This is a genomic window from Rhodococcus sp. 5A-K4 (assembly GCF_046097995.1).
Lineage (GTDB): Bacteria > Actinomycetota > Actinomycetes > Mycobacteriales > Mycobacteriaceae > Rhodococcus_F > Rhodococcus_F erythropolis.
The window spans coordinates 208,562-221,290 of record NZ_JBJURM010000001.1; the positions used below are offsets into that span (position 1 = coordinate 208,562).

A 12,729-nucleotide genomic window follows, 5' to 3' on the forward strand; every position below is an offset into this window, starting at 1 on the left:
GAGCTGAGTTACGGCCGCCGCGGAACTTCAGGAGAAGTCGCGCTGAACCCGCAAGGTTCCGATCGTGGTGGCCAGGCCGTCGTACTGAGTGACCAGCAAGGTGAATTCGATCAACCGACGATCGTCGAGATGCTGCGAGAGCGTTCCCCACGTGTTGTCGGTGATGTCCTTGGTGGTGACCAACTCGTCGACCGCAGTCAAGATCGCACGGTGACGCGGACTCAACTCGGAAGCGCCAGGGCCCTCGATGATTCGGGCCAGTTCTTCTGCGTCGATTCCGGCTTTGCGGCCGAGCCTGATGTGGTGATCCATCTCGTAACCGCAGTCCCGCAGGTGCGCGACCCGCAGGATGATCAGTTCGGTGTCGTGGCGAGAGATCTTGCCGCCGGGCATGAGTGAGCCGGAGTAGTGCAGCCAACCGCGGAAGAGTCCACCCGTGCGCCCCAAGGTGCTGAACAGATGCGCATCGGGTGCCCCGGCAGCCTTCGACAGGACACGCCAGATTCCCCAGTTGATCGGACCGAGGTCCTTGAATCGGCCGGGCGGGATGCGGGGGTTCATGCGACTCCACGGATGTGAGAGGGACGGAGGTCGATAGCTCGTTGCGCGATGTGGCGAACCGCAGCGCTGCGGCGGGGCGCGTGTACGCGTGACTTCCGGCCGACGATACCGCGCTCGAACGCGTCGACGGCGTCAGCGACGGTCGTGGTGCCGGCGCTGGCGAGGGTTCCGCGAGCGCCGTCGAAAGAGAGTGCGGTGGTATCGGTGTCGATGTCTCCGATATACGCGACGCCCACCTTGGTACCAAGGTGTTTCATTTCCAGGCGCAACGCGTCGCCCAACGCTTCGACACCGGCGCGCGAAGCACCGAACGGTCCGCGGAACGGGTGCTTCGCCGCGCCGTGGGCCGAGGCGACCACCAGGGCGTAACCATCTTCGTGACTGATGTGGGGACCGGCTGCGCGCAGGGTGTAGTACGTGCCCATGAGGTTGACTTCGACTGCGCGACGCATGTCTTCGACGTCTCCGCCGAGGATCGACGAGTTCGCCTCGACGCCGGCATTGGCCACGACGACGTCGATGCCTCCCAGCTTCTCGGCGATGTAGTCGACGCCGCGAGATACCTGCTCGGGGTCGGCGACATCGCACAACTGCCACGGCGCGCGGCCGCAGGAAGTGGCGACTTGCTCGAGAAGTTCCGGCTCGAGGCCGAGCAGTCCCACGGACGCACCACGGTCGTACAGGCGTCTGGCCAGCAAAGAACCGATATTACGGGCAGCACCGGTGATCAGGATGCGCCGACCCGTCAGATCGTCGGCACTGCTCTTGCCCGATTCGGCCTTGCCCGCCTCGCTCTTACCCATGTGCTGTGTCCCTACGCAGTTACCTTCTGGTCCTCCGACGCTAACACCGCCGGGTAGCTGCGACTGCAAGTACCGCCAACTCCGTCCGAACGGGTGTTCAGACCGATGCGGCTTCGAGACGCGGATGTGACGTGGAAGCCTGGGTCGACCGCAATCGACGGAATCGGACCACGGCAACGACGGCGGCAACAGCGGCGAGGATCACCAACGGCAGTGACGGACCCATCGTGGGTTCGATGACAACCAGTAGCACCGGCAGTCCGAATCCGAGATAGGTGCCGACGTAGAAGATCCCGGTCAAAGCGCCCCGCGAGGCCGGGGGAGCCAGCGACTCGAGGTCGAGCAGTCCCTCACGCAGACACAGTCCGTAGGCCGTACCGAGGACGAGCGCGCAGACGATGAACAACCCGAGCGCGGGGTGCGCGCCGCCGACTGCGACCAGGCAGTATCCGAGTGCCGCCAGTGCGGCGCCGACCGTGCCGGCCTGAGGACCCCAATTGCGATGGCGCGCAGCGGTTTGAACCAGGATTCCAGCACCCAGAGTCAGCGCCGCCGCGAAACCCGGAAGGAGAGGACCTGAGTAGCGGTCCCCGAGCCTGGCCGTCATGGTCACGAAAGACACTGTTGCGCTGGCGAACACCCATGGCGCCAACGGAAGTGCCCAGAGCAGTGCGACCTTCACACCGGTTCCCGACCGCTCTGCGCGGTCGGGAATCTGTGTGAACATCGCAGCTTTGGTGGGAGCAGGAGTACGACTCCACACAGCTGCCGCGGCAACCGAACCCACCGACAAGACGGCCGAGACGACAAAGGGCGTAGCGAGTGGGAAGGCGGCAAATTGTGCCAACAGACCCGAAAACAGTGGTCCCAGTGCAAAACCCGAGGTGAGTACGACGCCCGCCATCACGGTTCCGGACTTGCCGCGAAGGTCGGCCGCCCACGCGGTACCGGCGCCGATTGCCAGACCGGCACCGATACCGACTACGAGGCGCCCGACCATGAGCCCGGGCGCGTCGTGCCAGAGAAGAAGAATCAAGGTTCCGAGCGAGGCTATGAGTGCTCCGGGAAGGACGAGTACAGCTCGGCCGACGCGGTCCGACAGTGCTCCACCGGTCAACAGGCCGGGTAGGAGTCCGAGCGCATAGATACCGAAAACACCGTCGAGCACGGTATGAGAAAGGCCCTCGTCCACCCGGAGAACCGGGATGAGCGAAGCAAAGTGGTTGGCGGCCCAACCCGTCGAAAGTAGTACGGCCAGTACCGAGATGAACCCGCGACGGGATGGATCGCCCATACCGGCAGCTTAGGCGGGCACCAGATCGCTCACGTCGGCGAGGAGTTCAAACGTGCGCAACCATGCCTCGCGGTTGGTGCCGGTCGACACCGTGATCAGCTCGTCGGCCTGCGCATGCTCGGTGAATTCGTCGAGGTACGCACGCACCTCGGCGGGCGTGCCGATGGCGCTGTACTTGGTCATTTGCAGAACCTGCTGACCGGCGGGGGAGTCGAGCAGCATGTCCGCTTCGTCGTCCGTGAATTTGCGTCCACGCCCGAGAAGAAGACTGACGCGCGAACGCTTGGCCGCGAGGAAGTCCTGCTGAGCCTGCTCATGGGTGTCGGCGGCGATGACGTTGACGCCGGCGATGACGTACGGCTCCGCCAACTGCTCCGACGGCTTGAACTCGCGTCGGTAGATTGCGACGGCGTCGCGCAGGGCGTTGGGGGCGAAGTGCGAGGCAAATGCATACGGCAGGCCGAGCATCGCGGCGAGCTTGGCGCCGAACAGTGACGATCCGAGAATGTAGAGCGGAACGTGAGTGCCCTTACCGGGAACGGCATTGATTCCGGGGACGCGCGAGGTGTCGCCGAGGTAGCCCTGAAGCTCGAGTACGTCCTGCGGGAAGCTGTCCGAAGAACTCGGGTCGCGTCGCAAAGCCTGCATCGTCTTCTGATCACTACCGGGCGCGCGGCCGAGACCGAGATCGATTCGACCGGGGTGCAAAGTCTCGAGGGTGCCGAACTGCTCGGCGATCGTCAGCGGTGCGTGGTTGGGCAGCATGATTCCACCGGCGCCGAGGCGGATTTTGCTGGTGTTCGCGGCGACGTGGCTGATCAGAACGCTGGTTGCCGAAGACGCGATGGAACCCATGTTGTGGTGCTCGGCGTACCAGATTCGCTTGTAGCCCCACTCCTCGGCACGCTGCGCCAAGGTCACGCTGGCGTCGAAGCTGTCTTTGGCGGTTTCGTCGTCCCCGATGTGGGCGAGGTCGAGGATGGAAAGTGGTACGGCCATGGAGGTGGAGCCTTTCTCAGCGAATAGAACGCAAGCGTCGTTGGAAGGTGCAACCATCTGGCCGGCTTTCCTATTTCCCCCTGGTCAACGCCCACAGATGGCGGCGAGGAGGAGAAGGCGTCAAGTCTTTGTCTCAATTTCGGTCATTTCGGATATTTCGGGTGAAAGTGGGGGCTAGATTTCCCGAATCGGAGGTTCTTTCGCATTCCAAGTGAATCGAGACCAGCATGGCCACTGATCGGAAGGCTGTAAACAAGCGCAAAGTACGTGCATTACTAGCCGGAGGACTTGTCCTCGGTATCGGCGCCGCTGTCACCTTGGCAGCGTGGACAGACAATGTTTTCGGCGACGCGCAGTTCAAGACGGGAAGTTGGAATCTCCAGGGCAGTTTCGACGGACTGACGACCTGGGGTGAGTATCAAGTCGACGCTTCCGCCGGCCACTTCCAATTCAGCACGGGATTCAACACACTCGCACCCGGAACGACGGTATATGCGCCGGTAGCGCTACGGATCGGTCCCACGGCCAGCACTTTCGGCGCGACGGTACAACTACTCGGTGCGACGGGCGGTGATGCCGATCTCAAACCCGCCCTGCGGTACTCGGTGTATCGAGGTGTCTCCTCCACGGCCTGCACGGCGGCGGGAATTGGAGCAGGCACAGCATGGGTGGGCACGACAGCTAGTCCGGTGGCCTTGACGGCAGGTTCGGGTTCGGATGTCGCCTTGCTAGGCACGGGTGTGCCGGTCGAACTGTGCTTCGCGGTCACGCTGCCCGCCGGAGTCGACCCCTCGATCGTGTCGGGCAAGGACACCGGGCGCTTGCTCTGGCAGTTCACCGGCCAGTCCACCCCCTGACGCCTGCGTGGTCACACGGCGAATGCGTCAGGTGTACGCACTGGCGGCCTCGGGACTCGTCCTGGGTATCGGTGCAACCACAGTGGCTGCCAGTTGGGTGGACAGCACGATGGGCGATGCATCGTTTCGCACCGGAACCTTCGGAATCGAGTCGAACGTCGGTGGTGGATGGTCGTCGCATTCATCTAGTGCCCCTGGCGTTTTCACGTACATGCCCTCGGCGCTCCTGATTCGCCCCGGTGCGTTCTCGTACGGCCCGATATCTCTTCGAACAGTGCCGGTCTCGCCGGCAGCATCCGTCACTCTGCAGGCGGCCACGGTTGCCGGCGACTCCACTCTGGCGTCGGCGCTTCGGTATCGGGTGGTCAAGTCGACGACCTGTGATGCGTCAGCCTTCTCCACGGGAACACCACAATTCGTGGTGGGAAGTGCGACGGTGTTTCCGTCGCTCTCAACTGGTTCCGCAGTCGGGGCCATCGCGCTACCCACCGGTGGAGCGTCGCCAGGGGGAGCGGTGGCGCTGTGCTTCGAGATTTCGCTGCCCGGAACCTCGGCTAATTGGAGTAACTCGGCGTTGATCGGTAAAACGGCAACTCCCACTTGGCAGTTCAGTGCAACACCCTGAAGGAGCTGCAATGCCAATACGTGCCCGGGCAACACATGCCCGGACGAAGAAGCGTTCGGCCCTGACGATCATCGGGGACTGCATCCTTCAGGTTCTCGCTGCCGGTGGGGTTGTTTGTATCGCTTTGGTGATCTGTGCCTTCGCCTTCGACATCACACTGATCATGTTCAAGACGGGTTCGATGTCGCCGACCATTCCGACGGGTTCGCTCGCCGTAGTGCGTGAAGTACCGGCGGATTCCGTCGAGGTTGGCGACGTCGTCACCGTCGATCGGGGAGTGTCCGAACTGCCGGTGACCCACCGGGTCGTCTCTGCTCGTACCCAGGACAACGGCATCACGATTCTCGATCTCAAGGGTGATGCCAACGCTTCGGCTGATCCCGCGGTATACGAGGTCACCACGGTCCGAAAGGTGCTCTGGCACGTTCCGGGATTGGCGCGGGTGATCGTCTACTTCTCGAATCCTCTTGTTCTGGGGGCGATCACGCTGACCATGGCCGCTTTGGTGGTTGCGGTATTCTGGCCGCGCAATACCGATGACGACGATGATGCCGAATTGGCCGACCCGAAAACCGAACCCATTCAGGTTCTTCTACCGCCGGACGGCGGGAGGCAATGAAGCGTCGCCACCTGTTCTCAGTCATCGTATTGGCAGTTGCGGTTGTTCTGGGCTCCGGTTTCTCGTCTCACCCACTGTTCGGAGAGACCGAAGCGGCGTGGACAGACTCCGAATACGTGACCGGTCCGATTTCCACCGGTTCATGGACGACGAGTGGGTACGGCAGAGGCGCCGGCGGGCTCGGGTTATCCAGTGGCGGAATCGTGATAGATCTTTTCGGCAGTTCGATGTTCGAAGGTGTCTCACAACAGAACACGATTGGAAAGGACCTGGACACAACCAATCTTGTGGTTGCAAAGCTGCTGGGCGTCAACTCGTTGTCCCGGACCGGATCGATCTCGTCGTGCGCTGCCTACTCGGTCGGGCAGCCTGCGAGCGGCCGCTGCCAGTCGGCAATTGTTTCGGATACCGATGCGACGTCGACACTCACCTCGATGACCGTGACAGTGAACTTGCTGTCCCTACTGGGGATTGATCTGGTCAGTGCGCCGATAGTCACTGTGGCATCGCCGATTACGGCAGGGGCTGCGTGCGATACCTCGAACAGGGCATCGGTATCGGCGAGTAGCCCCACGAATCAGGTGACGGTGGGATCTCGCGTCCTCACGATTCCACAGCCTGCCGAGAACGCATCGGTGACGGTGACAGGGGCGGACGCCACTGTGAACGCCGCTGGCTTGGCGACGATTCAATACACGAACATCAAGCTCGTGAGCACGCGAACGTCCACGGCAACAACGGCGCAATCGACGCTGAGCGTAAGTCTTTCGATGGCAGCTTTTGCGATTCTGGGGGCGCAGATACTGGGCACCACAAACGTGACGTTCAATCTTGTAACGGCCCAATGCGGAATTGGCAGCGCGACATACCCGGTCACGCCGCTGAGCCTCCCAACCGGATTTGCTGCGCGTGCGGTCAGCCCGACGCCTACTTCGGTGAGCGAACCCCCATCATCGACGACTTCTTCGACCACAGCAGCTGAGACCACAGCAGCTGAGACCACGGCAGCTGAGAACACGGCAGGGATGACGACCACCGCGTCTGTGCCGACACCGACAGCAATCCCGACATCGACAGCAACGCCGACATCGACAGCAACGCCGACAACGACGGCTACACCAACCACGAGTACACCGGCTCCGGCGGACCCAATCGGGACAGTAATCCAGGGGCCCGTCGGTTCGAGTATCTCCGCCTTCACCACGGATGACGGACTCACCTGCGACGTTGCGCCTGATGCGGACTACACGAGCGAAGTTGCAGTCGAATGCTCGGACGGCACAACGGGTACGGTCCCCGGTTCTGAACTCGGCCCGAAGCCAACCGCACCGGGGGAGTACCTCAGGATCCCCCTGACGAGAGACCGCGTCACCGAAGTCGTCACCCTGAAGTCAGCGACACGACGCTGATCAGTTGCGCACGGCATTGGCCATGGCGGCCAACGAGAGGGCCTGACGAGCACGGTCGAGGACAACCGCACGAGAGATGTCGATGTGCGATACCAGTGCCTCGTGTGCTTGCGGAATCTTGCCGTCCAGAACCAGTTCGACGACGGAGATATGTTCCTCCACGGTGGCCTTCATACGGTCGGGAGTCAGGTAGTCGAACATCCTCACGGGGCGCAGCTTCGAGTTGACGGCCTGCAAGGCGTCGACCAAAGCGTGGTTTCCGGACGAGGCGAGGAGCGCGATGTGGAACTCCTCGTCGAGCGTCACGAAACCGGCGTCCGGTACCGGCATCTGTTTGAGAAATGCGTACCACTTGTCGAGTTCGGAACCGAGCGCGTCTCGATCATGAGCGGGGGCCTCACCGTCGAGTACCCGACGAAGCCCGTGCACCTCGAGGAGTATGCGCAGCTCGTAGAGGCCACCCAACTCGTCGAGGTGCGGTCGGTACGGAAAGAGTCCATGTTCGTCGCGCTCGACCAGCCCGTCGGATTCCAACTTTGCGAGCGCTTCGCGCACCGGTGTTCGCGAGACACCGTAGAGATGGGCCAGGCGTTCCTCGCCCAGTCGTTCCGAGGGCGCGATCTGACCGGACATCAGATCGTTTCGGATCGACCGGTAAACCTGTTCGCGCAGCGGCGGCCGCACACTCATGTCAGATTGCCATCGCTCGACGAACCGCCTCGGTGGACGTGGTGCCGCCCTCACCGGTCGAGGTCACGTGTCCGGCCGCGAGAATGCTGTAATGCTGAGCAGATTGGAGCGCGAAACCGATGTGCTGCTCGACAAGGAGGACACCGAGATCGCCGCGCTCGGTGAGTTCCATGACGGTTCTTTCGATTTCGGCGACCACGTTGGGCTGAATGCCCTCGGTTGGTTCGTCGAGGATGAGGATCTTGGGCTCGGTGATCAAGGCGCGGGCGATGGCAAGTTGTTGTCGCTGCCCACCGGAGAGAAGTCCCGCGCGACGGTCGAGGAGTGTGGTGAGCGCGGGAAACAGATCCAATGCCTCTGCGATGAGTGCCTTTCCGCGTTTGCGCCCGTCGGCGACCACCCGAAGATTCTCGGCAGTTGTCAGTTGTCCGAACGACTGCTGACCCTGCGGTACGTAGGCAAGTCCGCGAGCGACGCGGGCGCTCGGCCGTAGTCCGGTGATGTCCTCACCGTTCAGAAGTACCTTTCCCCGCGTAGGTTTGATCAGACCGACGGCGGCGCGCAGCAAGGTGGTTTTACCCGCACCGTTGTGACCCATGACTGCCGCAACCCCGTCACTGGGAACCAGTAAGGATACGCCGTGGATTACTTCGGTGCGTCCGTAGCCGGCGCGGATGTCGACGAGCTCGAGCATGATTCAGTCCTCCGGGGTCGGTTCGGTTTCGGCGCCGAGATCGGTTCCGGCAGCGGCTGTGCCGAGATAGACCTCTTGCACCTTGGGGTCGGCTTGAACCTCCGCCACAGTTCCTTCGGCGAGTACTTTCCCAGCGGCGAGCACTGTGACGGACGTGGCGAACGATCGCATGAAGTCCATGTCGTGCTCGACCACGACGACGGTTCGTGCACCGCCGATGCGCCGTAGAAGGTTTCCGGTTTCCTCGCGCTCCTCCAGGCTCATCCCAGCGACGGGCTCGTCGAGTAGTAGCACGGAACAGTTCTGCACCAACAACATTCCGATTTCGAGCCACTGTTTCTGCCCGTGCGCCAGAATGCCCGCGGGAGTGTCTCTGAGGTGCTCCAAGCCGGTTGTCTCCAGAGCCTCCTCGATCTCGGGGAGCACACCTTTGCGCCTTCGGAGCAGGTTCCACGCCGATCGACCGGCTCCCGCCGCGATGTCGAGATTCTGCAGCACCGAGAGTTCTTCGAAGACGCTTGCCGTCTGGAAGGTTCGCCCGACGCCGAGGCGGGCGATCTTGTGAACCTTCTTGCCGAGCAGTTGCTCGCCGGACTTCGTGATCGAACCCGTCGCGGGAACGAGTCCGGTGATGGCGTCGACCAGCGTTGTCTTTCCAGCCCCGTTCGGGCCGATGAGAAACCTGAGGTCGCCCTGCATGAGGGTCAAGTCGACGCCGTCGACGGCCTTGAAACCGTCGAAGCTGACCGAAAGGTTCCGTACTTCGAGGTACTCGGACGACATTCCGGCGTTGCCGCCCAGTGCCGGTGTGGGTTCGCTGGTGGCGGTTGTGTTGGTCATGACGACACCTCCACTGGTTCGGGTTGGGAGACCTTGACCGGCGGGTCGGCCGGGGTCTCACGCTTCTTGCGGTGGCGCATCAGGGCGAACAATCCGGCCACACCTGCCGGGAAGAACCCGACCACGACGATGAACATCAACCCTTGTGCGTAGATCCATCCCGAAGGGAGTTTCTCCGAGAATGTCGACTGCGCCCAAGCGACGCCGATCGCACCGAGTACCGGACCCAGAAGCGTTGCGCGGCCACCGATCGCGACCCCGATGAGGAAGGCGATTGACGGAACGATCCCGACGTCGGCGGGGGAGATGATGCCCACGATCGGAACGAACAGCGCACCGGCGATACCGGCGAGGAACGCCGCGGTCACGTAGGCGACCAGTTTGATGTTCGCCGGATCGTATCCGAGGAAACGTACGCGCTCCTCTTGATCGCGGACGGCGACGAGGAGTTCGCCGTATCGGGAGTTCATCAGCTGGCGAATCAGAGCGACCGATGCGAGAAGAACTCCGGCGGCGATGAAGAACAACATCTGCTTGTTCGCCGGATCGTTGAGGTTGAAACCGAAGAACGTGCGAAAGCGGTTGAGGCCGTTGCTGCCACCGATCGACTGCTGGCCGATCAAGAGGATCGCGAAAGCCGCGGCGAGTGCTTGCGAGAGGATCGCGAAGTATGCGCCCTTGACTCTCCGCTTGAACACACCGAGTCCGAGGAGAAAGGCAACAGCGGCCGGCAGGAAAAGGATGGCGAAGATCGCCACGAATGGCGAGGCGAACGGTTGCCAGTATCCCGGAAGTTCTGTTTTGCCGGCGATGGACATGAAGTCCGGGACCGCGTCGCCCTTGAGTTCGGCATCGGCGATCTTGAGGTGCATCGCCATCACGTATGCGCCGATTCCGAAGAAGACGCCCTGGCCGAGCGTGAGCATTCCGCCTCTGCCCCAAGCCAAGCCGATGCCGACAGCGACTATGGCGAAGCACAGGAATTTGGCCAACAGTGACAGCCTGAAGTCCGAGAGCACAGCCGGAGCGATGGCGAACAGCACGATCGCGGCAAGTGCAAAACCGCCCCACACCCGAATTCGGGAATTGTTCAGGATGCTCATACGAGGCTCCTCGTCTTGACTGCGAACAGGCCCTGCGGCCGAACTTGAAGGAAGACGACGATGATGACGAACACGATCACCTTCGCGATCGACGCTGTCGTCGAGTACTCGATGAACGAGTTCAAGATGCCGAGGGCGAAGGCTGCGATCACGGCTCCCTTCATCTGACCGAGACCGCCGACGACAACAACCAGGAAGGCGTCGATCAGATACGACTGGCCGATGGTCGGGCTGGTGGAACCGATGAGTGTCAACGCGACACCCGCGACGCCGGCGAGTCCGGAACCGAGGAAGAAGGTCGTGATGTCCGTACGACGAGAGGAGATTCCGCTCGTCTCGGCCAGATCGCGATTCTGCACGACGGCCCGGATGCGTCGACCCATCGACGACTGCTTCAGTGCGACCGAAAGCGCGATCACCGCTGCGATCGCCAACACCAGAATGAAGATGCGGGTTTTCGGTACCACGGCGCCGAAAATATCGACCCCGCCCGAAAGCCAGCTCGGCGCCGAAACATTGACTGCCGGCGCGCCGAAGATGTCGCGCGCCAACTGCTGAAGGATCAATCCGACGCCGAATGTCACCAACAGGGTGTCGAGGGGTCGGTGGTACATCCGCGATACCAGGACCACTTCGAGCACGACACCCATCAGTCCGCCGACGACAAAACCGACGAGCAGAGAAATGATCAAAGATCCCGTTGCATTCGAGATCACCTGCTGCACTACGTATGCGGTGTACGAGCCGGCCATGATGAACTCGCCGTGTGCCATGTTGATGACACCCATCTGCCCGAACGTGAGAGACAATCCCAACGCTGCCAACAGGAGAATCGATCCGATACTCAAACCCGTGAACAACTGTCCGATCACAACATCCATGACAGACGCTCCACCTCTCTACTCGTCGATTCCGTCAATTCCGCCTTTCGTCGATCAGCTGCCGAGTCCCTCGGCCCAGGGGTAGTTCTTCAGGTACGGATCCGGCTCGATCGGCTGTCCCGAATCCCAGACCGTGTAGATCAGTCCGTCGGAACGGATTTCGCCGATTCGGGCAGTCTTGGTGATGTGGTGGTTGTCGCCGTCGATGGTGACGAGTCCTTCGGGTGCCTGGAAGGTCACACCGTCGGCGTTGTCCTGAATATCCTTGACCGCAAACGAGTTGGCCTTCTCGACTGTGTTCTTCCAGAGGTAGACGGAGGTGTATGCCGCTTCCATCGGATCGGACGTGGGCTTGTCCTGGCCGAACTTCGCCTTGTACGCCTCGACGAACTTCTTGTTCTCGGGGGAGTCGATGGTCTGGTAGTAGTTCCACGCCGTCAGCTGGCCTTCGACGTTCTGGACTCCGATACCGCCGACCTCTTCCTCCGCAATGGAGACGGAGACGACGGGCATGTCGGCGGGCTTCAGGCCGACATTCGAGTATTCACGGAAGAACGCGACGTTGGAATCACCGTTGAGTGTGTTGAACACGGCATCGGCGTCGGCTGTGCGGACCTTGTTCACGATGGTGGAGAAGTCGGTCGAGCCCAATGGCGTGTAATCCTCGCCCTTGATCTCGATGCCGTTCGCTGCCGCGTACGCCTTGATGATGCGGTTGGCGGTCTGCGGGAACACGTAGTCGCTGCCGACCAGATACAGCGACTTGACGCCCTTCTCCTTCAGGTAATCCAGAGCGGGGATGATCTGCTGGTTGGTCGTTGCACCCGTGTAGAAGATGTTCTTCGAATCTTCCAGCCCCTCGTACTGGACCGGGTAGTAGAGCAAGGAATTGTTGTCCTCGAACACCGGCAGCATGGCCTTGCGGCTCGAGGAAGTCCAGCCACCGAAAACTGCTGCGACGCAATCGCTGCTGATCAGTTTCTCGGCCTTCTCGGCGAACACTGTCGGCTCCGACGCGCCGTCCTCTGCCACGATCTGGATCTTCTTGCCCAGCACACCGCCGGAATCGTTGATCTCCTGCACCGCCAACGAGATGGAGTCGCGGACCGTCACTTCACTGATGGCCATGGTGCCCGAGAGTGAATTCAGAGAACCGACCTTGATCGTGTCCCCCGAGGTGTCGACGCACGACGTAGCCGTCGAATCTCCCGATGCGGTGTCTGTCGCCTTGCTTCCGCAGCCGGTGAGAACCAAGCCCAGCGCGGCGAGTGCGGCCGGCGCGGCAAGGGTGCGCTTCGAGAAGGTTCGCATGTACGGGCCTTTCGTGTCGATGGCTCTGGCAGACAATGGCTCT

General features: G+C 61.9%; 15 protein-coding genes. 3 read left to right on the forward strand and 12 right to left on the reverse strand.

What is annotated here, in order from left to right:
* Positions 1-27 precede the first annotated feature (27 nt).
* The 4 genes from ACKAMS_RS00935 to ACKAMS_RS00950 form a co-directional block, all read right to left on the reverse strand.
* Positions 28-561, reverse strand: a complete 534-nt coding sequence (locus ACKAMS_RS00935; RefSeq protein ID WP_019744457.1) for a carboxymuconolactone decarboxylase family protein — start codon at positions 559-561, stop codon at positions 28-30.
* Positions 558-1,364, reverse strand: coding sequence for an SDR family NAD(P)-dependent oxidoreductase (locus ACKAMS_RS00940; RefSeq protein WP_021343376.1), 807 nt, complete (start codon positions 1,362-1,364; stop codon positions 558-560). Before ACKAMS_RS00940 ends, ACKAMS_RS00935 begins: the two co-directional genes overlap by 4 nt.
* Positions 1,365-1,461: 97 nt before the next feature.
* Complete coding sequence (locus ACKAMS_RS00945) at positions 1,462-2,658, reverse strand: MFS transporter (RefSeq protein WP_047889789.1); 1,197 nt, start codon at positions 2,656-2,658, stop codon at positions 1,462-1,464.
* Positions 2,659-2,667: 9 nt separating this feature from the next.
* Complete coding sequence (locus ACKAMS_RS00950; protein ID WP_020906723.1) at positions 2,668-3,657, reverse strand: LLM class flavin-dependent oxidoreductase; 990 nt, start codon at positions 3,655-3,657, stop codon at positions 2,668-2,670.
* Between the two features lie 227 nt (positions 3,658-3,884).
* Between ACKAMS_RS00950 and ACKAMS_RS00955 the strand changes: the two genes are divergently transcribed.
* The 3 genes from ACKAMS_RS00955 to ACKAMS_RS00965 are packed head-to-tail and all read left to right on the forward strand — an operon-like array spanning position 3,885 to position 5,758.
* Entirely contained in the window at positions 3,885-4,514 is a 630-nt protein-coding gene (locus ACKAMS_RS00955) for a SipW-dependent-type signal peptide-containing protein (RefSeq protein ID WP_019744453.1), read from the forward strand.
* A 7-nt stretch (positions 4,515-4,521) separates the two neighbouring features.
* The gene (locus ACKAMS_RS00960; RefSeq protein WP_408988501.1) at positions 4,522-5,139 is read left to right on the forward strand and encodes a hypothetical protein; all 618 of its coding nucleotides are present in this window, start codon (positions 4,522-4,524) and stop codon (positions 5,137-5,139) included.
* Between the two features lie 10 nt (positions 5,140-5,149).
* Positions 5,150-5,758, forward strand: coding sequence for a signal peptidase I (locus tag ACKAMS_RS00965; RefSeq protein ID WP_080910004.1), 609 nt, complete (start codon positions 5,150-5,152; stop codon positions 5,756-5,758).
* A 352-nt stretch (positions 5,759-6,110) separates the two neighbouring features.
* Here ACKAMS_RS00965 and ACKAMS_RS00970 read toward each other — a convergent pair whose 3' ends face one another.
* From ACKAMS_RS00970 to urtA, 8 genes are all read right to left on the reverse strand, one after another.
* On the reverse strand, positions 6,111-6,332 hold the full coding sequence (locus ACKAMS_RS00970) for a hypothetical protein (RefSeq protein ID WP_125461331.1): 222 nt from the start codon (positions 6,330-6,332) through the stop codon (positions 6,111-6,113).
* 114 nt (positions 6,333-6,446) lie between these two features.
* On the reverse strand, positions 6,447-6,977 hold the full coding sequence (locus ACKAMS_RS00975; protein ID WP_259119859.1) for a hypothetical protein: 531 nt from the start codon (positions 6,975-6,977) through the stop codon (positions 6,447-6,449).
* 190 nt (positions 6,978-7,167) lie between these two features.
* Positions 7,168-7,857, reverse strand: coding sequence for a GntR family transcriptional regulator (locus tag ACKAMS_RS00980; RefSeq protein ID WP_020906727.1), 690 nt, complete (start codon positions 7,855-7,857; stop codon positions 7,168-7,170).
* A gap of 1 nt (position 7,858) precedes the next feature.
* Entirely contained in the window at positions 7,859-8,551 is a 693-nt protein-coding gene (gene urtE, locus ACKAMS_RS00985) for an urea ABC transporter ATP-binding subunit UrtE (protein ID WP_003941544.1), read from the reverse strand.
* Positions 8,552-8,554: 3 nt separating this feature from the next.
* Positions 8,555-9,391, reverse strand: coding sequence for an urea ABC transporter ATP-binding protein UrtD (urtD, locus tag ACKAMS_RS00990; protein ID WP_070796597.1), 837 nt, complete (start codon positions 9,389-9,391; stop codon positions 8,555-8,557).
* Positions 9,388-10,494 carry an urea ABC transporter permease subunit UrtC gene (gene urtC, locus ACKAMS_RS00995; protein WP_021333894.1) on the reverse strand — a complete coding sequence of 369 codons (1,107 nt, stop codon included), beginning with the start codon at positions 10,492-10,494 and terminating at the stop codon, positions 9,388-9,390. Before urtC ends, urtD begins: the two co-directional genes overlap by 4 nt.
* The gene (gene urtB, locus ACKAMS_RS01000; RefSeq protein ID WP_003941514.1) at positions 10,491-11,375 is read right to left on the reverse strand and encodes an urea ABC transporter permease subunit UrtB; all 885 of its coding nucleotides are present in this window, start codon (positions 11,373-11,375) and stop codon (positions 10,491-10,493) included. The genes urtC and urtB overlap by 4 nt, the downstream gene beginning before the upstream one ends.
* Positions 11,376-11,429: 54 nt before the next feature.
* Positions 11,430-12,686, reverse strand: coding sequence for an urea ABC transporter substrate-binding protein (gene urtA, locus ACKAMS_RS01005; RefSeq protein ID WP_019744446.1), 1,257 nt, complete (start codon positions 12,684-12,686; stop codon positions 11,430-11,432).
* Positions 12,687-12,729 lie beyond the last annotated feature (43 nt).